The 18,866-nt window shown below is 61.1% G+C and carries 16 protein-coding genes; 7 read left to right on the top strand and 9 right to left on the bottom strand.

The features are described from left to right. Positions 1 to 85: 85 nt before the first annotated feature. The 4 genes from AMK05_RS00435 to AMK05_RS00420 are packed head-to-tail and all read left to right on the top strand — an operon-like array spanning position 86 to position 4,581. A complete protein-coding gene (locus AMK05_RS00435) occupies positions 86 to 1,234 on the top strand; it encodes a Gfo/Idh/MocA family protein (RefSeq protein WP_064835566.1) in 1,149 nt (382 codons plus the stop codon). 3 nt (positions 1,235 to 1,237) lie between these two features. Further along, on the top strand, positions 1,238 to 2,401 hold the full coding sequence (locus AMK05_RS00430; RefSeq protein ID WP_064835564.1) for a dihydrodipicolinate synthase family protein: 1,164 nt from the start codon (positions 1,238 to 1,240) through the stop codon (positions 2,399 to 2,401). A gap of 30 nt (positions 2,402 to 2,431) precedes the next feature. Further along, complete coding sequence (locus tag AMK05_RS00425) at positions 2,432 to 3,262, top strand: sugar phosphate isomerase/epimerase family protein (RefSeq protein WP_064835562.1); 831 nt, start codon at positions 2,432 to 2,434, stop codon at positions 3,260 to 3,262. Between the two features lie 41 nt (positions 3,263 to 3,303). Next, the gene (locus AMK05_RS00420; RefSeq protein ID WP_064835560.1) at positions 3,304 to 4,581 is read left to right on the top strand and encodes a Gfo/Idh/MocA family protein; all 1,278 of its coding nucleotides are present in this window, start codon (positions 3,304 to 3,306) and stop codon (positions 4,579 to 4,581) included. Positions 4,582 to 4,599: 18 nt separating this feature from the next. Here the strand turns inward: AMK05_RS00420 and AMK05_RS00415 are convergent, their stop codons facing one another. The 3 genes from AMK05_RS00415 to AMK05_RS00405 are packed head-to-tail and all read right to left on the bottom strand — an operon-like array spanning position 4,600 to position 8,518. Then, positions 4,600 to 5,610 carry a hydroxyacid dehydrogenase gene (locus tag AMK05_RS00415; RefSeq protein ID WP_064835558.1) on the bottom strand — a complete coding sequence of 337 codons (1,011 nt, stop codon included), beginning with the start codon at positions 5,608 to 5,610 and terminating at the stop codon, positions 4,600 to 4,602. Next, entirely contained in the window at positions 5,607 to 7,463 is a 1,857-nt protein-coding gene (locus tag AMK05_RS00410) for a DUF2264 domain-containing protein (RefSeq protein WP_064835556.1), read from the bottom strand. The genes AMK05_RS00415 and AMK05_RS00410 overlap by 4 nt, the downstream gene beginning before the upstream one ends. Then, entirely contained in the window at positions 7,460 to 8,518 is a 1,059-nt protein-coding gene (locus AMK05_RS00405) for a LacI family DNA-binding transcriptional regulator (protein WP_064835554.1), read from the bottom strand. The genes AMK05_RS00410 and AMK05_RS00405 overlap by 4 nt, the downstream gene beginning before the upstream one ends. 144 nt (positions 8,519 to 8,662) lie before the next feature. Between AMK05_RS00405 and AMK05_RS00400 the strand changes: the two genes are divergently transcribed. Continuing rightward, entirely contained in the window at positions 8,663 to 9,949 is a 1,287-nt protein-coding gene (locus AMK05_RS00400) for an ABC transporter substrate-binding protein (RefSeq protein ID WP_064835552.1), read from the top strand. A 63-nt stretch (positions 9,950 to 10,012) separates the two neighbouring features. Here the strand turns inward: AMK05_RS00400 and AMK05_RS00395 are convergent, their stop codons facing one another. From AMK05_RS00395 to AMK05_RS00375, 5 genes are read right to left on the bottom strand one after another with little or no spacing between them, the layout of a single operon-like run. Then, on the bottom strand, positions 10,013 to 10,981 hold the full coding sequence (locus AMK05_RS00395) for a glycoside hydrolase family 26 protein (RefSeq protein WP_064835550.1): 969 nt from the start codon (positions 10,979 to 10,981) through the stop codon (positions 10,013 to 10,015). A 3-nt stretch (positions 10,982 to 10,984) separates the two neighbouring features. After that, positions 10,985 to 11,512, bottom strand: coding sequence for a DUF995 domain-containing protein (locus AMK05_RS00390; RefSeq protein WP_064835548.1), 528 nt, complete (start codon positions 11,510 to 11,512; stop codon positions 10,985 to 10,987). Between the two features lie 37 nt (positions 11,513 to 11,549). Then, complete coding sequence (locus AMK05_RS00385) at positions 11,550 to 13,418, bottom strand: glycosyltransferase family 2 protein (RefSeq protein ID WP_064835546.1); 1,869 nt, start codon at positions 13,416 to 13,418, stop codon at positions 11,550 to 11,552. Next, entirely contained in the window at positions 13,415 to 14,398 is a 984-nt protein-coding gene (galE, locus tag AMK05_RS00380; RefSeq protein ID WP_064835544.1) for a UDP-glucose 4-epimerase GalE, read from the bottom strand. The genes AMK05_RS00385 and galE overlap by 4 nt, the downstream gene beginning before the upstream one ends. 1 nt (position 14,399) lies before the next feature. Further along, positions 14,400 to 15,425, bottom strand: a complete 1,026-nt coding sequence (locus AMK05_RS00375; protein WP_064835542.1) for a UDP-glucuronic acid decarboxylase family protein — start codon at positions 15,423 to 15,425, stop codon at positions 14,400 to 14,402. 389 nt (positions 15,426 to 15,814) lie between these two features. Between AMK05_RS00375 and AMK05_RS00370 the strand changes: the two genes are divergently transcribed. Continuing rightward, entirely contained in the window at positions 15,815 to 16,135 is a 321-nt protein-coding gene (locus AMK05_RS00370) for a hypothetical protein (RefSeq protein WP_064835540.1), read from the top strand. Positions 16,136 to 16,198: 63 nt separating this feature from the next. Here AMK05_RS00370 and AMK05_RS00365 read toward each other — a convergent pair whose 3' ends face one another. Then, on the bottom strand, positions 16,199 to 16,981 hold the full coding sequence (locus AMK05_RS00365) for a helix-turn-helix transcriptional regulator (protein WP_064835538.1): 783 nt from the start codon (positions 16,979 to 16,981) through the stop codon (positions 16,199 to 16,201). An 833-nt stretch (positions 16,982 to 17,814) separates the two neighbouring features. Here AMK05_RS00365 and AMK05_RS00360 point away from each other — a divergent pair. Further along, a complete protein-coding gene (locus tag AMK05_RS00360; RefSeq protein ID WP_064835536.1) occupies positions 17,815 to 18,786 on the top strand; it encodes a hypothetical protein in 972 nt (323 codons plus the stop codon). The last annotated feature ends 80 nt before the right edge of the window (positions 18,787 to 18,866 follow it).

Genomic DNA, 18,866 nt, shown 5'->3' with positions numbered 1-18,866 from the left:
GCCATCAAGTAACTGTTTAGTTACCGGCTTGGGAGGGCCGGGCCGAATGCCCGCTCCCGCCGTAAAAGATTCCAGGGAGGAAAAAATGGCACGCTTGGGGATCATCTTGCACGGCGTTACCGGCCGCATGGGCTATAATCAGCATCTGGTGCGGTCGATCCTCGCCTTCCGCGACCAGGGCGGCATTACGCTGAAGTCGGGCGAAAAACTGGAGATCGACCCGATCATCGTCGGCCGCAACGGCGCCAAGATGGAAGAGCTGGCGAAGAAGCATAACATCCAGCGCTGGTCGACCGATCTCGATGCCGCTCTCGCCAATCCCGACGACACGATTTTCTTCGACGCCGGCACGACGCTGATGCGCGCCGAGCTGCTGTCGAAAGCGCTCGACGCCGGCAAGCACGTCTATTGCGAAAAGCCGATTTCCGACGATCTGCAGGTGGCGATCGACCTTGCCCGCAAGGCGCGCCGCTCCGGCCTCAAGCACGGCGTCGTGCAGGACAAGCTCTTCCTGCCCGGCCTGCGCAAGCTGGCGCTGCTCAAGGATTCCGGCTTCTTCGGCAAGATCCTCTCGGTGCGCGGCGAATTCGGCTACTGGGTGTTCGAAGGCGACTGGGGCGTGCCCGCCCAGCGCCCCTCCTGGAACTACCGCAAGGGCGACGGCGGCGGCATCATTCTCGACATGCTCTGCCACTGGCGCTACGTGCTCGACAATCTGTTCGGCGAGGTGAAGGCGGTCTCCTGCCTCGGCGCCACGCATATTCCGCGGCGCATCGACGAGCAGGGCAAGCCCTATGACTGCGATACCGACGATGCGGCCTATGCGACCTTCGAACTCGAAGGCGGCGCGATCGCGCAGATCAACTCTTCCTGGGCGGTGCGTGTGCGCCGCGACGATCTCGTCACCTTCCAGGTCGACGGCACCCATGGCTCGGCCGTCGCCGGCCTGACGAAATGCTGGAGCCAGCACCGCGTCAACACGCCGAAGCCGGTCTGGAACCCCGACCAGCCGCAGACGATCGACTTCTACAAGACCTGGGACGAGGTTCCGGATACGCAGGCCTTCGACAACGGTTTCAAGGCGCAGTGGGAAATGTTCATCCGCCATGTCGTCGAAGATGCGCCCTGGCCCTATGGGCTTGAGGCCGGCGCCAAAGGCGTGCAGTTGGCCGAACTCGGCCTGAAATCCTGGGCCGAGCGCCGCTGGCTCGACGTTCCCGCACTGGAGTTCTGAGCCGTGACGACGATCAATCTCCCCCTCGACGGCAAGATCGTTCCCTATACGCTGACCGGCACGCCGATCGAACTGAAGAAGCGCGACGCCAAGGACTTCCCGCGCATCGCCTTTGCCGCCGCCCATGTCGTCGCCGACCCACTCGCCGACAACGACCCCTGGCTGACGCCGGCGATCGACTGGGACCGGACGCTCGCCTTCCGCCACCGGCTTTGGGATCTCGGCCTCGGTGTCGCCGAAGCCATGGATACGGCGCAGCGCGGCATGGGCCTCGGCTGGCCTGAAGCGCGCGACCTCCTCCGACGGGCGCTTGCCGAAGCAGCCGGCCGCAAGGATGCAGTGATTGCCTGCGGCGCCGGCACCGACCATCTGGTGCCTGGACCGGATGTGACCATCGACACCATCCTCAAGGCCTATGAGGAGCAGATCGAAACGGTGGAGGCGGCCGGCGGCCGCATAATCCTGATGGCGAGCCGGGCGCTTGCCGTCACGGCCAAGGGACCGGACGATTATATAAGGGTCTACGACCGCATCCTTCGCCAGGTCAAGGAACCCGTCATCATCCACTGGCTGGGCGAAATGTTCGACCCGGCGCTGGAAGGTTATTGGGGCAATGGCGACCACCTGAAGGCGATGGAAACCTGCCTTGAAGTGATCGAAGCCAATTCCGCCAAGGTTGACGGTATCAAGATCTCGCTGCTTTCCAAGGAGAAGGAAGTGACCATGCGCCGGCAGCTGCCGAAGGCCGTGCGCATGTATACCGGCGACGATTTCAACTATGCCGAACTGATCGCCGGCGACGAAGAAGGCCATTCCGACGCATTGCTCGGCATTTTCGATGCGATCGCGCCGGCAGCGTCGGCTGCGCTCGACGCCCTCGGCCGCAAGAGCAACCATGAATTCTTCGATCTGCTCGAGCCGACCGTGCCGCTGTCGCGTCACATCTTCAAGGCGCCGACCCGCTTCTACAAGACCGGCGTTGTCTTCCTCGCCTATCTCAACGGCCTGCAGGACCATTTCACCATGGTCGGCGGCCAGCAGAGCACGCGCTCGCTCACGCATCTGGCTGAACTCTTCCGCCTGGCCGACAAGGCGCGCGTGCTCGCCGATCCGGAACTCGCAACGGCGCGCATGAAACAGGTGCTGGCCGTCCACGGCGTTCACTGATCTCAGGCATGGCGATGGGAGGAGAATGACATGCAGGTCGAAGGTCTTTCGATCAATCTGGCGACGATCCGCGAGCAATGCGGCTTTGCCGAAGCCGTCGATATCTGCCTGAAACACGGCATCACCTCGATCGCGCCATGGCGCGACCAGGTCGCCAAGGCCGGCCTCGACGAGGCGGTACGCATCGTCAAATCGAACGGCATTAAGCTGACCGGCCTTTGCCGCGGCGGCTTCTTTCCGGCCGCAAACGATGCCGACTGGCAGAAGAACCTCGACGACAACAGGCGGGCGATCGACGAGGCGGCAGCATTCTCAGCCGATTGCCTGGTGCTCGTCGTCGGCGGCTTGCCGGGCGCCTCCAGGGATATCGTCGCGGCCCGCCAGATGGTGTTCGACGGCATTGCCGCCGTGCTGCCGCATGCACACGCATCAGGCGTCAAGCTCGCGATCGAGCCGCTGCATCCGATGTATGCCGCCGACCGGTCCTGCGTGAACACGCTCGGCCAGGCGCTCGACATGTGCGAACCGCTCGGCGAGGATGTCGGCGTTGCGATCGACGTCTACCATGTTTGGTGGGATCCCGATCTTGCCAACCAGATCGCCCGCGCCGGACGGATGAAACGTATCTTTGCCCATCACATCTGCGACTGGCTGGTGCCGACCAAAGACATGCTGCTCGACCGCGGCATGATGGGCGATGGCGTCATCGATCTCAAGGGCATAAGACGGATGATCGAGGCGGCCGGCTTCTTCGGCGCGCAGGAGGTGGAGATCTTTTCGGCCGAGACCTGGTGGAAACGCCCGGCCGACCAGGTGATCGCCACTTGCGTCGAGCGCTTCCGGAGCTGCTGCCAGATCTAAGTTTCAATATTCGTTTCATCACGCATGCAGGAGGATCATCGATGGAGAAACGCCGTTTTGCCCTGATCGGCACCGGGAACCGCGGCACCACCATGTGGGGCAAGGACTTGCTGGCCGGCTGGCGCGAGCATGTCGACCTCACAGCCATCGTCGAGAAGAATTCGCTGCGCGGCGAGCGCGCCCGCAACATGATCGGCAGCAACGCGCCACTCTATGAAAACATCGATTCCATGCTCGCCGAGCAGAAGCCGGATCTGGTCATCGTCTGCACCCCCGACCAGACGCATGACGATATTATCGTGCGGGCGCTGGAGTCCGGCATCGACGTCATCACCGAAAAGCCGATGACCACGTCGGTCGAGAAAATTCGCCGGATTCTCGACGCCGAAAAGCGCACCGGCCGCCGCGTCGACGTCTCCTTCAACTATCGCTATGCGCCAACGGCCGCCAAGATCAAGGAACTGCTCAATGCCGGCGAGATCGGCCGGGTGACCTCCGTCGACTTCCACTGGTATTTGAACACCAAGCATGGCGCCGACTACTTCCGCCGCTGGCATGCCTATACGGAAAATTCCGGCAGCCTGTTCGTTCACAAGGCCACCCACCATTTCGATCTTCTGAACTGGTATCTCGACAGCGATCCCGACGCCGTCACCTCGTTTGCCGATCTGCAGAATTACGGCCGCAAGGGCCCGTTCCGCGGACCGCGCTGCAAGCTCTGTCCGCACGCACATGAATGCGATTATTATCTCGATCTCGAAAAGGATCCCTTCCTCGATCAGCTCTACGAGGATCCTTCGAAGATCGACGGCTATTTCCGCGACGGCTGCGTTTTCCGCGAGGACATCGATATTCCTGATACGATGGTGGTCAGCCTGCGCTACCGCAACAATGTCCATGTGTCCTATTCATTGAACACCTTCCAGCCGATCGAAGGCCATCACCTCGCCTTCAACGGCACCAAGGGACGCATCGAAATTCGCCAGTATGAGACCCAGCCTTGGGAAGAGCCGAAGCAGGACACGATCCTGCTCATCCGCAATTTCCCGAATGGTAAGGAAGCCGTCGAGCGGATCGTCGTTCCGCATTTCACCGGCGGCCATTACGGCGGCGATGACCGGATGCGCAACATGATCTTCAAGCCCGACATGGAAGACCGGCTCGGCCAGCGCGCAGGCACGCGGGCGGGCGCCATGTCCGTGCTCTGCGGCATCGCCGCGCTGACGAGTTCGCGCGCCGGCAAGGTGGTCGAAATCGCGGATCTGATGCCCGAGCTCGCCGATGACGGCTCGCCCAATTCGTTGAGGACATCGCGCTGACGCTAAGCGCTGGACGCGTCAGGCGATGTTCTCGAGATCCTGCCGGCGGATCTGGTAGAGTAGCGGCCGGCCGCTCACAAAACGCTCGATCTCATCCGCCGTCATTTCGCCAAGACGCGCCCGTTCCAGGCCGATGGCGCCGGCGATATGCGGTGTCAGAAAGACGTTCGGCAGATCGTAGAAAGCAGAACCCGGCTCCGGGATCTCCGGATCGGTGACGTCGATAACGGCGTCGATGCGGCCGGTCTTCAGCTCCAAAAGCAGTGCCGCCTCATCGATAAGAATGCCGCGCGCGGTGTTGATGAGCGTCGCGCCGTTCTTCAGCAGAGACAGCCTTCGCGCATCGATCATATGCTGGGTCGCCGGCAGCGACGGCGCGTGCAGGGAAACGATATCGGCGCGGCGCATCAATTCGTCGAGATCGACCTTCTCCGTGCCCAACCCGGCGGCCTCGGCAGCATCGAGCATGGGGTCGAACAGCAGCAGCTCGAAGCGGAAGGGTTTCAAAAGCTCGATTACCCGCCGGCCGATGCGCGAGGCGCCGACAATGCCGAGGGTGCGGCCGTAATTTCCGATCGCTTCGCGCTGCATGGGGTAGGTCCGATCGCGATTGCGGTCGGCAATGTAGAGATCGCGGAAGCGGAAGGCACGTTTGCCGGCGAAAATGATTGCCGCCAGCGTGAATTCGGCGACCGGCACGGCATTGGCCTCGGCCGCATGGCTGACTGTTATGCCGGCTTCGAAGATGGCGTCGTCGATGATGCCCTTTACCGTGCCCGCCGCATGGACGATGAGACGAAGCCGCGGCGCGGCAGCGGCAATCTCAGGCCCGACATAGGGTGCGCCCCAGCCGGTGACCAGGATTTCGGCTTCGGAAAGCAGGCGGCTGGCGCGTTCATCCTCGAAATGCTGCAGCGGCTCGGGATTCAGCAGGCGGCCGATCGTATCGAGCCGGTGCAGGATCTCATCGGGCAGGACGTGCTCCGTGCGCGACGGCTCCATGGCAAGGATGATTGCCGGACGGTTCATGGCATCTGACCCGGCGCTTCGATGGCGCTGACCGTCATGCCCTTTTCCCGCACCAGCGCCTCCAGCGCCGCAATATCGGGCGCCTTCGGCGGCTTTGTCCAGGCGGATGCGACGGCGGCGGGATCGCCGAGTGCCAGCACCGCAGTCACCAGGATGGTTTCGCCGGCCGGAATCTGACCGCGCAGTTGCGGCACGATGGTTTTCGCGACAATCACATTGGTGTTGGGCTGCGCCTTCTGGGCGAGCCCGGCGCGTTTGACCGACGAACCGAGATCGACAATGCCGGTGAAATCGGCTTCGCCGATCGCATAGGCAGCGCCATCCGACGCCGACAGCGTGTCCAGTTCGAAATCCCGGCGGGCGATGGCAAAGCCGCCTTCGGCGACCCTCAGCGGCCGGGCCGCCCTGATCCGGTGGAGACGGATATGCCAGGGGGCCGCGGGCGCCAGCCAGCTTTCGACGCTGACATCGGGGAAAGGTGACCATTTCGCGTGAAGCACATCACCGGCGAGCTTCGCTTCCTCATTCGTTTCGCGCACGCGGTAGTGCAAACCGTCATCGCTGAAGGCCAGCATCGAATCGAAAGCGGCAAGCGCAAAGCCGCGTTCATCGGATTCGACGCTGAAGCCGTACCGGGAGGAATAGGCGAATTTCGCGTATTTTTCCGTGCCGAAGCGCATCTGCAGATTTTCCTGGCCGGAGGACAGGGCCACGACGTCGCCGCCCGCCCGCATCATCACCATGCCGGGATGGCGCTGGGGAACGACCGCGGGCGCCGGCTCCGGCGCCTTCTCCTCGGCCGTCCAGAACGGATGATCCTCGGCGATCGCAAGGGGCAGAAAGGCCTTCAACGCCCAGTAGGGCGAGCCGGCGGAATTGTAGCTCTCCGACATCAGCAGGTTCGGATAGCCGAAACCGATCGACAGCACGCCGTCGCGATCGGCAATCGGCTTATCCCGCCACCAGCGCAGATGCTGCAGGCAGAGATGCTTGACCTCGCCCCAGGGCAGCGCCTCGACATCGGCAAAAGCGAGCGCCGACCAGAAGCCGGCGCAGGCGAAACGATAGGTCAGGCTGCGTCCGAAGGGAATCGTGGCGCCGTCGGCGGCAAACCAGTGGCGGAAATCCCGGGCGAAGAGGATGGCGCGCTCGCGGTAGCGCTTCGCGTAATCGTCGTCGACGAGCTTCGCATAGATCAGCCCGTAAAAATGCATGGCGAAGGGAATGTAGTGATCGATGCGGCGTACGTTGCCGTCGCGATACCAGCCGTCGCCGATATAGAAGCCCTCGAGCTCTTCCAGATATTGCCGCGTCAGGCTGCGGTCGAAATCGGCGCCGAGACGATCGAGGGCGATATCGACGAAGATGCGGAAGAATTTCCAGTTGTTGTCGGCATAGTCGAACTGTCTGGCGTGCTTGAGATAGGCGATGACATTGTCGCGGGCGCGCGCATCGAGCGGCTGCCAGATCTTTTCCGGGACCAGCGCCAGGGCAAAGCCGACAGCAGCAAGCTCGACCATCCGCTGATCGCGGCCATTGACCGTTCCCCAATATTCCGGATGGGCGGGATCGGTGCCGTTTGCGAGGCCTTCGGCAAAACGGTGCCAATGGGCGAAATCACCGTTGCCGGCGCCGAGCGGCGCCAAACCCCAGAGCGGGCGGGCGAAACCTTCAAGATCGGCCGCCGCCCGGTCGAAATGGGCGGCGGCACCGCTCAGCCTGACGCGGGCATTGCCTTTCGAAAAACAGGCAAGCAGCGGATCGAAGCAATCAAGCAGAGCCCGGCTCATGTCAGTGCGGGTTTCGAGCGGATTGCCGGCGAGCGGGTTGGCGCTGGCGGGATCATAGGTCATCGGCTTCCCTCACGGGTTTCAGCACTCGCAACCGTCCCTCCCGGAACGGGAACGACTGCCTGGCAGATGTGGCGCGCCGGCGCCGTCCTGTTGCGGAAACGGGACAGCATCAGTGAGATGGCCTCGCGCCCGAGGGCGGCGCGGTCGACGCGCATGGTGGAAAGCGGCGGATTGGTCATCAGCGCACAGGGCAGATCATCGAAGCCGACGATGGCGAAATCCTGCGGCACCCGCAGCCCGGCCTCGGTGACGGCCTCCAGCACGCCGACGGCGATGAAATCATTCATGCAGAAGGCAGCGGTGAAACCGGCATCTTCAGCAAGGATCGCGGCCGTGCGTTCATGGGCCTCGCCGCTGGCGCTGCCCTGCAGCGTCATGGATACGAGACGACCTTCGGCGCCAGGAACAGCGGCAATCGCCGCCTCGAAACCGCGGATACGCTCCCGGAGCGTCTGGCGATGGGAGCCGCTCATATGCAGGATGCGGCGATGGCCAGCCTTCATCAATCGGCTGGTCGCCTGATAGGCGCCGAAGAAATTAGCCGGCGAAACGCCGTCGAATTGCATGCCGGGATCGGTGCCGTTGACGAGAACGGCGGGCGTCATGGTGTCCCGCAGCCAGCCGCGCAGGGTCTCGTTCGGATCGATGCCGACGAGAAAGAGCCCTTCGGCGCCTGCTGCCTGCATATAGTCGCGCACGGCGTCCGGCGTCGTGCGATCCTCGCGGACCATCCGGATTTCGAAGGGCATGCCTGCCTCGGCGGCGCCGGCGCGCAGCCCCTCGACGATGGCTTCATAAAAGACGCTGAGGCCGCCGGTGACGCCGTCGCTGGCGATCAGCGCCAGCCCGCCGGCCACGGCTTCAGTCGCAGATTTGACCGGATAACCATGCTCGGCCGCCACCTTCAAGATCTGGCGGCGCACGGTTTCGCTGATGCCGGGTTCATTGGCAAGAACCCGCGACACCGTGGAGACGGAGACGCCGGCCAATGTGGCGATATCGGCCTGACGCGGCCGTCTGATTTTCTCGTCGTTCCCGATTTTTTCGTTCTTCATAGGCAAAGCTTATGCAATTTATGCAAATTTGCAAGATATTCGTTATTTCTTGCAATGATTATTTTTTTGCGTACTCTCAGTGAGGACATGTCTGCAAACGCCGTTGGAGGATGGCAGCGGGCATATTGGGGCAAGGAGGATATCATGCAGGTCAACCGCCGTTCATTTCTGATGGGTTCAGCCGGAGCAGCCGCCGGCCTCGCCTTTGGCGCCGGAAGCGCCATTCCGGCTTTTGCCGAAGGCGTATCGCTGCGCGCCATGTGGTGGGGCTCGAACGACCGTGCCAAGCGCACGCTCGACGTCGCCAAGCTCTATCAATCAAAGACTTCAGGCGTCACGATCGTCGGTGAATCGCTTTCGGGCGACGGCTACTGGACGAAGCTCGCCACCCAGATGGCCGGCCGCGCCATCGCCGACGTCTTCCAGCTCGAGCCGGGAACGATCTCCGATTATTCCAAGCGCGGCGCCTGCCTGCCGCTCGACGAATTCGTCCCCTCGACGCTGAAGGTCCAGTCCTTCGGCGCCGACATGCTGAAACTGACCACCATCGACGGCAAACTCTATGGTGTCGGCCTCGGCCTCAACTCCTTCTCGATGTTCTTCGACACCGTCGAATTCGAAAAGGCGGGCATTCCGCTGCCGACACCCGACCTTACCTGGGAGGAGTATGCCAAGCTCGCCGTCGAACTCACCAAGTCTTCCGGCAAGAGCGGAGGACCCTATGCAGCCCGCTACGCCTATGTGTTCGACGCCTGGCTGCGCCAGCGCGGCAAGAGCCTCTTTGCCAAGGAAACCGTCGGGCTCGGCTTCACGGCCGACGATGCCACGGAATGGTTCGACTATTGGGAGAAGCTGCGCAAGGCCGGCGGCACCGTTGCTGCCGACGTCCAGACGCTCGATCAGAACACCATCGACACCAACTGCCTAGGTCTCGGCAAATCGGTGATCGGCATGGCTTATTCCAACCAGATGGTCGGCTATCAGCTGATCATCAAGAACAAGCTCGGCATCACCATGCTGCCGCGGGAAAAGAAGGGCGGACCGTCGGGCCACTATTACCGCCCTGCGCTGATCTGGAGCCTCGGCGCCACGACGAAGAACGGCGAAGCGGCCGCGAAATTCATCGACTTTTTCGTCAACGATATCGAGGCCGGCAAGATCCTCGGCGTTGAGCGCGGCGTGCCGATGTCGCCGGCCGTGCGTGAAGCCATTCTGCCTCAGCTCAACCCGACGGAGCAGGAAACGGTCAAATACGTCAATCTTCTCAAGGATCAGGTCGGCGAATATCCGCCGCCGGTGCCGATGGGTGCAACCCAGTTCGACCAGCGCGTCCTGCGCCCGATCTGCGACGAACTCGCCTTCGAACGGGTTTCGCCGGCCGATGCGGCGACCCGGCTCATCGAAGAGGGTAAGGCGACGCTCAAAGGATGATCGATCGCCTGACATGAGAGGAGAGGCCCGCAAACCCCGGCGGGCCTCTCTCTTTCCGGGCCGTCAGTTGGCCAGGCTTTCGACGACGCGCCAGTCCGGCCGGCCGAGATCGAACGGCCAGGCATGCACATCCCGATCGTTGAAATAGACGACTTCCCGCAAATTCGGAAAGGCGCTCTGCTTCAGCGTCGCGGTTTCGATCCAGGGCCTGACATAGGCGTCGCCGCCTTCATAACCGAGCTCCGCCACCCAGATCGGCTTGCCGTAGCCGGCGACCAGATCGTAACCCTGCTTCAGCGCTTCGGAGAATGTCCGGTGCTTGTCGTAGGCAAGCTCATCGTAGCGTTCCAGGCCAAAGACCGAGAGACCGACGAGATCAACATAATCGTCGCCGGGATAATAGTCCTGCAAGCCCGGCTCGCCCTTCGGCGACCACATGATTTCAGTGCCCGGCGCCTCCTGGCGGACGATATCCATCATCCGCTTGTAGGCGGTGATATAATCGCGCGGATTCCACCCGGACCATGAGAACCGCCCCGACTTGTCCTCCATCTCCTGGCCCCAGCGGACGATTACCGGGCTTTTCAGCTGGGATATCATTTGCGCGATCGCCCGCATGTTGACATCGTAATCACCGCGCAGGACCTTCCGGCGAAGCTCGGCGGAGGTCAGCCGCCAGTCGACGTCCCAGGACCACGGTTCCACTGTAATCAGCAGATTGCGGCCCCTGGCCTGCGCGTAGGCATCGGCCACGCGCAGCGTCTCCAGATCGACGTCCTCCCAGGGCAGGAACAGGGCTTCGGTTGCCACATTGGCTTGTGCACCAAAATCGCCATGCGGATCGTAGGCGCCGAACTTGATGCCGTCGGCATGAAGGACGGGGCGTTTGTCGATAATCGTCTGGACGCCTGCCGCCGAGTTCGGGGCAATGCCGGCATATTGCATCTCGCTTCGGCCAGGCATATCCGCGGCACACAGCAGGAGCAGTGCCATCGCTGCGGTCGAGAGGTTTTTTTTCATCAGCTTCTTCACGGCTCACCCTCCTTTTCGGGCTACTTCCTGGCTCAGCAGGACCTGCTTCAGGTCGCGCGCCTTGTCGCTGACCGAATCCATGGAAACGAGCTTGAGAAACTCGTCATCGCCGCGCACCGACGCATGACGGAAAACGTACCAATTGCCGTCCGGCTGGCGCCGCTGATAGATCGTGCTGCCGATCTTGCGGTGGCCGAAACAGGTGCTGGCGCGGGCCGCACCTTCGGCATTCGTCCAGGTGGCGCGCATGCAGAGCTGGCCGAGATCGTCGACCACCCACTTGCCTTCGGCAAAGGACTGCTTGCCCTTGTCGTTCACCCAGGCGACGAACCGCCGGCCGTCATCCGAGAAACGGCCGCCGCCGGTATTCCAGACCCAGGTCTTGTCGCCATAGATGCGGTAGAGCTCATAGGCGCTGAGCGGCGTCGGCGTCGCCGGCTTCTTGCCGGCTGCCTCGGCGCCATGTGCCGCCAACGGCAGGCACAGGCCGAGGGCAAGGGCTGCTCCATAAAGTTTCGATCCGATACGCATTACATCCTCCTGTTCGGCACGTGCCGGTTCCGCCGGCTCAGACACCCTGTTGGTCCCGTCCCATGTTGCCGAACCCATTCCATTTGAGACGGAATTTCGTGATCCTGGTTTTGCCGCCGCCGAGACCGGCACCGGCCACGGCGAATTGCGTTTCGGTGAAGCTGACGAATGGCTGGCCGTGGGAAAGGGCTTCGAGGCTGCGCAGGCCATGGCTGCCCAGCTGCATGCCGCCGGTAAGCCAAATGGCAAGCCCCATGGCGGTCGCGAACCGCAGCCCGTGCGATTGCGGCAGCAGCGGCAGACCGTTCTCGATGGCATGGCGAACGACGATCAGCATCGTCACCGACAGATAGATCGAGAGGTTTATCGCGGCGAAAATATAGAAACCCTGAGCGGCGGCGGCTTCGCTGGCGAGCGCCATGGCGACGGCGCAAAGCCCGGCGAGTACGATATAGGGCGCAACGACGCGCAGCGGCAGAGAATGCTGTTGCTGCTTTCCCTTCGGCGTGATGCGGAAATCGACGAAGGAACCGGAGATATGATCGCGCACGGCCGCCAGGCTGCCGGCAAGCGACCATGGCCAGCGCAGGAAGATGAAGGCCAGCCCCTCCCAGCCGAACAGTTTTGCATCATACGGCCTGAAGGTTCCCGTCGCCCGCCAGAAAACGGAAAACAGCGTCAACACGACCGAGATCGGCACGAAATGCAGCAGAAAATCCGGATAGGTGACGTTGACGAAGACATGGCCCGTCAGCAGGGCGGCAACCGGCAGCAGGAACATCACCGCCATGAAAGCGGAAAAGAGCGGATACCACAGCTGCGAAAACACGAACTGAAATTTCAGCCGCCACGGCAGATGGGCGATGTAGCGGCTGGAATGTTGCAGCAGAATGGTGACGAGACTGCGCGACCACTGGAATTCCTGGACGACGAGGTCGGCAAAATTCGCCGGGCCGTCGCCGTGAGCGATCGCATCGACGGCATGCACGCCACGCCAGCCGCCGGCATTCATCATCAGCGTCGTCGAATGGTCTTCGGCAAGCTCGGGGCCGAGTCCGCCGATCTCACGCAGCGCCGAAGTGCGAACCGCATAATGCGAGCCGATGCAGAGCGGCGCCCAGCCATTGTTGTAACCCGTCTGCAGCGAACCGTGCAGGCTGGCCTCGGCATAGAGCCGGCCGCGCGCGGCCCAGCTCGCAGCCGCATTCGCATCGCAGATGCTGGGCGCCGAGACATAGCCGATGCCGGGGTCGGCGAAGGGGCGCAGGACCTCGCGGAGATAGGTCGGCGTCGGCACATGATCGGCATCGAACTGGGCGACGAAATCGTAACGCGCATAGCCGAAATGGTCGTAGAAATAGGCGAGGTTGCCTTCCTTGCAGCGCGTCCTGCGTGGCCAGGTCGCGCGATGATAGTCCGCCACCCCTTTTCGGGTGGAGATCAGCACGCCGCGCTCGGCGCACCAGCGTCTGGTCTCCTCCGACGGATCCTCGTCGGCCAGCCAGACATCGAAATCGACGCCGACCTGGTCGAGCATCGCCTGCAGCGTGGCACGGACGACGGCAAAGGGCTCGGACGGCGCCTTGGTGACCACCATCGCCACCCGCCCCTCCGGCAGCCGCGCACGCGGGCTGACCGTCCGCGCGTCGAGGAAGATCAGGATGAAATAGGCCGGGACGAGGGTGATCCAGCCCAGCACGAGGGTGATGAGCACGAAGGCGGTCCAGGAAATGATGTGAGCCGACTGGCACCACCAGATCCAGAAATAGCCGAGTGCGGTCAGCCAGCAGAGAATGCCGAGGCTGTAGGCGGCGCGCTTCCAACCGGTAAAAACTGGATCGAATGTATCTGCGGCGGCGGCTTTCGCCGTCCTGGCACGGTGGTCGATTGCCGAACCAATGCTCATGCGCTCACCTTCAACCCGAAAGTGGGACCTGCGGTGCGGATGATCGTATCGATATCCGAAAGCGCCGGCGTGAAGCCGAGTTCGGCCTCCGCTCTTGCCGTGTCGGCAAAGAGGATCGGCGGATCGCCGGCCCGACGGGGGCGATACCGGACGGGAACTTCAAGGCCGGTCACCCGATGGATGGCTTCGAGGATCTCGCGCACCGAGGTGCCCCGGCCGGAACCGAGATTGACGCTGAGCGAGCCGCCATCGGCCATCAGATGATTGACGGCGGCAAGATGGGCCTGTGCGAGATCGCTGACATGAATATAGTCGCGCACACAGGTTCCATCTTCGGTGGGATAATCGGTGCCGAAGATATCGAGCCGCTCCAGCCTGCCGGCGGCAGCGAGAAGGGCGCGAGGGATGAGATGGGTCTCGGGCTGGTGGCGCTCGGCAAGCTCCCCCTCCGGATCGGCGCCGGCCGCATTGAAATAACGCAGCGCGGCAAAGCGGATCCCGTAGGCAGCGGCAAAATCTTCGAGCGCCATCTCGAAGATCAGTTTGGTGCGGCCGTAGGGATTGACCGGTTGCTGTGGCGTTTCCTCCAGTATCGGCAGGGAGGCGGGGACGCCATAGGTGGCGCAGCTGCTCGAGAAGACGATCCGTTCGATATCCTGGTCGAGGCAGGCCTCCAGCAGCGTCAGGCTGCCGACGACGTTGTTGCGGTAATATTTCCTGGGCATCTCGACGGATTCGCCGACATAGGCATTGGCGCCGCAATGGATGACACAATCGGGCGAAAACTCCGCGAGCGTCCGGCGCAGCGTCGCCGCATCGGCGAGGTCGGCCCGGATGAGCGGCCCCCAGCGGACACTGTCGGCATGCCCTGTCGACAGATTGTCATAGGTGACCGGGACCATGCCGGCACGCGCCAGCGTTTTGCAGATATGACTGCCTATGAAACCGGCGCCGCCGGTAACCAGAATGTAGCGGGGCATCTCATACGACCTCCGCCTTCTCGGCGCCGGCCTGCTTTGCGTCAGTAAGCAAGCCGTCGAAATAATCGACGGTGCGCGCCAGGCCGGTTTCGAGGCCGATGCAGGGCTGCCAGCCCAACTCGGCCATGGCCCGGGAAATATCCGGCCGCCGCTGGCGGGGGTCGTCGGTCACCGCCGGCAGATGCACGATGCGGGAGCGCGAATTGGTCCGGTCGCGGATGATTTCCGCCAGGCGGCGAACCGTGATCTCGGTCGGGTTGCCGAGGTTGATCGGACCGTGGCAGGCGCTGCCGGCGGCCGAGAACCGCAGGAAGCCTTCGACGAGATCGTCGACATAGCAGAAAGAGCGGGTCTGCTCACCGTCGCCATAGATCGTCAGGTCCTCGTTGCGCAGGGCCTGCACGATGAAATTGGACACCACCCGGCCGTCGTCCAGACGCATGCGCGGCCCATAGGTGTTGAAGATACGGCCGACTTTGATGTCGACGCCGTAGGTCCTGTGATAATCGAAGAACAGGGTCTCGGCGCTGCGTTTGCCTTCGTCGTAGCAGGCCCGCGGTCCGATCGGGTTGACATTGCCGCAATAGGATTCGTGCTGCGGGCTCTGGTTCGGGTCGCCATAGACCTCCGAGGTCGACGACTGAACGACGGTCGCACCGGTCTTGCGGGCGCAATCCAAAGTGTTGACGGCGCCGAGCACATTGATGAGCAATGTGCCCACCGGATCCCGCTGATAGTCAGGCGGAGAGGCGGGCGAGGCGAAGTTGAAGATGAGCGACGCTTCAATATCGAAGGGCTGGCGAACATCATGCTCGACGATGTGAAAACGGGCGTTCGAGGCGAGGTGATCGACATTCACGCGGCGGCCGGTCGAAAAATTATCGAGACAGACAACTCGGTGGCCGCGCTGCAGAAGCCTTTCGCAGAGATGCGACCCGAGGAAACCGGCCCCGCCATTCACCAGAGCGGTGCCCGGTTCTTTGCCCGTCACTGCGGAATAACCTTCGTTGGGAACGAAACTACGCATTACAAACTCCTTCCCAGGTATTTAGTCTTTTGTTTTAGTTATGCACTGCACGCTTTCTTTACCTGGCTGGGTATTCTTGGTGCTGACCACCCAGTCATGAATAACTTTTGAGTTATTCTTCAGATAACCGAATTACTATTAAAATGATAAGACGATTGCAACTAAGGTCAACTTCAAAAAACTCTGAGTATCCAAAATAATTACGCATCTATTCTTCGATGTAACGAATGATTAATCATTTTCTTTCATTTTTCCCTCAGAACGCGTGTCCTGATATTGCTCAAGCTTCGCTCAATGAATCTGATCTACAAGTAATGGGGAAGGTTGGCCGCGTTGAACTGCTCGACCGGTCTTGCATCCGGAAGCGCCATATGCGAGGGGTTTTTGCCATGTCGAAAAAACAAGCTGCAGCGGCGCCGAAAGGCTGGCGTCTATTTCATTTTGCGATGCTTGCCGGGGGAGCGACGCTTCTTGCGATCGGAACGACGGCCTGTACGGTCGTCAACGACGACATCGCCGTCGTCGCGAAAAAGAACGTCGTCGTGGTCGAGGCGCCGCGCGTGTCAAAAGCCTATGCCTATCCGACACATCGGCCTGAACGCCCGGCTGCGTCAACGGTTCGCGTCGCCTATCACGGCTCAGCGCCTTATATCTGCTCTCCCAGCGGCTTCGGACAGAAGTCGCGCTGCTTCGCACGTCCGTCGATCTGAGGCAGCAATTCGACGCGCGACGCGCGTCTTGTGCGCATCACAATAGACGCGTGGCGGGGTAGATCAATTGCGCCACCGGCCGGACATGTCGTCCTCGCTGGCGGGATGCTCGTTGAAGAAACGGGATGCGGCTTCCGTGCGGTTTCGGACGTTCATCTTTTTATAGATATTGCGGACGTGAACCTTCACGGTGTTTTCGGAAAGATGCAGCTTGTCGGCGATGATCTTGTTTTGCGTGCCCTTGCATATGAGATCCAGGATCTGAACCTCGCGGGTGGTCAAAGAAGAGATGCTGTCGCGTCTGAGCTTCAGCGCATTGGTGCGCGCCGCATCGACCGATTTTGTCTGATAGAGCGACGGCTCGAGCTGGGTATTCTTGTTGGTGAGACGATTGAGCAGGGCTGACGGAAAATGTTCGCCGCCCTTCATCAGCAGATCCACCGCAGCCATGAAGACATCGAGCCGCAGGTTGAGGGGCAGGACGCCGTCGATGATCCTTGCCTCCACCAGGCGGCTGACATAGGGTTCGAGCATGTCGATCGCTTCGACGACAAGTCCGACAGAGGTTTCCGGGTGGTTTTCGCGGGCAGCCTGCAGCGCTTCATGCAGCTCCGGCGCAGGTATATGATAGAATAAAACGAGCTTCAGATCGCCGGTATCTTTTTCCAGCATCGGCTTCGTGCTCGTTACGCTTGCGACATCGCAGTTCGGAAATTTCTTGGCCAGCGCCTCTACCATGCACTCCGAAAACAGATCCGCATTGGCGACCACTAATATAGTATTTCCCGATGAACCTAACTTCCTGCTCTGGTCTGTATTCTCCATTCCTGAGCTTGTCATGAACATATACGCCTCCCCTAGCGTTACACTTTACTCAAACGTGGAGCGATGGCGGGTATTCGATAGTAAGAAATGCCGACCCCTGATGTCACCGCTTTATTTTTTAGACATTTCTTAATTATGTTAATACGGATTGAGAAGGAAGGAAATGGCCCAAAGTGATTAGTTTTAGCGGGCAAAAAGCCATAAGATACTAAGCGTTGGTTGCATTTTTACTGTCATGGATACTTCGAGGTTATATTTGCTGTCACTATAGATCAGAGCTTGACGTAATATTTCAGTACAGATTGTTATATTTGCGGCCTCCATGAAGTGTTCGATCTGAGACAGGCGATCGTCGAAAGCCTGCCCTCAACCCCACCGTGAATGCGCCGTAATCCCGGATACCCGCGACCCGGCGCCTCCCCAAGCAAGACGTCTCGACGTTTCACCGACAGAGGCTAGCCGGACGTGGCAAATCTGTCTTAGCCCGAATTGATATCTATCGGCTCCGTATTTTTTCCAGCAATCTGTGCTCGCTGCCCAAGTGGCGGCATGGACGATCCAGGTATCGGCGTGTGTATTTGATACATGGCATCCATTTGGGGCAACTCAACAACAGTAACTCCTGGATACTCCTTATCCTCGTCAGGATGCGGATCCGGATATGTGCGGCAGAGTACTGAGTGCGTACATTCCCAATACCAACGGTTTGATCAACAAATCGCGAAAAGCTGCAGATGACTGGTACCGAATACATCTGCCGATGTTAACCGCATCGGAGCGAGCGCGAGCAAGATCCCATTTGAGATGAGAGGGATTTCGAAAAGCTGCTCCGGTTTTTTTCTGGAGAAAGTTTGATGTCCGACGCCTATAAACACGACCCGAAACCATCGGGCGACGAAACCGAGATTACGAAGGTCGGTGCGCTTGCCGACGGTTTTGCCAACAGCGCTGTCAATTCCACTGAAGTCGACGACGGCTCGACCGGTTATGTCGGCGTCGCCAATGGCGACAATCGCGACAATACCGACAACAGCGTCGACGTCGACGTAAAGGCCGACATCGATGTCTCTGCCAATAACGGCAACAACCGCGACAACGAATACGACTGGAGCTACAAGTCCGACGACGACACCAGCACCAAGACCACGACGATCACCGACACCAAAACCGACTACGACTGGAGCTATGACAGCAAGTCGTACAGCGACAACGACACCAAGACGATCACGGACACCGATACGAAGACCGTGACCGACACGGATATCAAGACCATCACGGATACGGACACCAAGACGATCTCCGACAGCAACAATACCGCTGACAGCTTCAACAAGACCGACACCGATTTCGCCGTCATCGATGACGTCAAGGACTTCGACAACCTCGGTGTTGCCGGCCACGACCTCACCTTCAATCTCGGCGACGACTTCTCCTTCACGCTCGATGTCGACAGCATCCTCAACAATTCGCTGAGCGGTGCGGGCAACGACAGCGGTTTCAGCGCCGTCCAGGCCAACCATCTGGCCGACCAGGACAGCGCCTGGAACATCAAGATGGAGAACGAAGGCGCCCAGAACCATTTGAATGCCAATGCCGGCACCGCCGATAGCGCAGAAGGCATGGATATGGACGGCAGGGGCTGGGACCTCAAGGCCGGCGACGACGCCACCGGCACGAGCACGGCGGATGCTTCGGCAATCCTTGCCAATTCCGGCTTCCACCTCGAACTCGTTCAGGGTGCGAACCTGCTCAGCAACACGGTCGACTCCAGCGTCGTCGGCGGCAATTCTCATGTCTCCGATGTCGGCGAGGACACCGGCACCTGACACTGACCTCCAAGGACCAAGAGGAACTGCACCGGCGCCCGCCGGTGCAGTTTGACTGCTTGAAAACGGTTTGACGACCA

Origin of the sequence: Rhizobium sp. N324, from assembly GCF_001664485.1 — a bacterium.
In the GTDB taxonomy this organism is placed as follows: Bacteria; Pseudomonadota; Alphaproteobacteria; order Rhizobiales; family Rhizobiaceae; genus Rhizobium.
The sequence above is the reverse complement of the archived record's forward strand: the minus strand, read 5'-3'. Positions and strand labels throughout refer to the sequence as shown.

Bases quoted from the DNA above. Each gene is read 5' to 3' on its own strand.
- AMK05_RS00360 (WP_064835536.1), top strand. From the start codon at position 17,815: ATGTCCGACGCCTATAAACACGACCCGAAACCATCGGGCGACGAAACC.
- AMK05_RS00415 (WP_064835558.1), bottom strand. From the start codon at position 5,610: ATGAACCGTCCGGCAATCATCCTTGCCATGGAGCCGTCGCGCACGGAG.
- AMK05_RS00410 (WP_064835556.1), bottom strand. From the start codon at position 7,463: ATGACCTATGATCCCGCCAGCGCCAACCCGCTCGCCGGCAATCCGCTC.
- AMK05_RS00375 (WP_064835542.1), bottom strand. From the start codon at position 15,425: ATGCGTAGTTTCGTTCCCAACGAAGGTTATTCCGCAGTGACGGGCAAA.
- AMK05_RS00390 (WP_064835548.1), bottom strand. From the start codon at position 11,512: ATGCGTATCGGATCGAAACTTTATGGAGCAGCCCTTGCCCTCGGCCTG.
- AMK05_RS00365 (WP_064835538.1), bottom strand. From the start codon at position 16,981: ATGTTCATGACAAGCTCAGGAATGGAGAATACAGACCAGAGCAGGAAG.
- AMK05_RS00425 (WP_064835562.1), top strand. From the start codon at position 2,432: ATGCAGGTCGAAGGTCTTTCGATCAATCTGGCGACGATCCGCGAGCAA.
- AMK05_RS00400 (WP_064835552.1), top strand. From the start codon at position 8,663: ATGCAGGTCAACCGCCGTTCATTTCTGATGGGTTCAGCCGGAGCAGCC.
- galE (WP_064835544.1), bottom strand. From the start codon at position 14,398: ATGCCCCGCTACATTCTGGTTACCGGCGGCGCCGGTTTCATAGGCAGT.
- AMK05_RS00420 (WP_064835560.1), top strand. From the start codon at position 3,304: ATGGAGAAACGCCGTTTTGCCCTGATCGGCACCGGGAACCGCGGCACC.
- AMK05_RS00385 (WP_064835546.1), bottom strand. From the start codon at position 13,418: ATGAGCATTGGTTCGGCAATCGACCACCGTGCCAGGACGGCGAAAGCC.
- AMK05_RS00370 (WP_064835540.1), top strand. From the start codon at position 15,815: ATGTCGAAAAAACAAGCTGCAGCGGCGCCGAAAGGCTGGCGTCTATTT.
- AMK05_RS00435 (WP_064835566.1), top strand. From the start codon at position 86: ATGGCACGCTTGGGGATCATCTTGCACGGCGTTACCGGCCGCATGGGC.
- AMK05_RS00405 (WP_064835554.1), bottom strand. From the start codon at position 8,518: ATGAAGAACGAAAAAATCGGGAACGACGAGAAAATCAGACGGCCGCGT.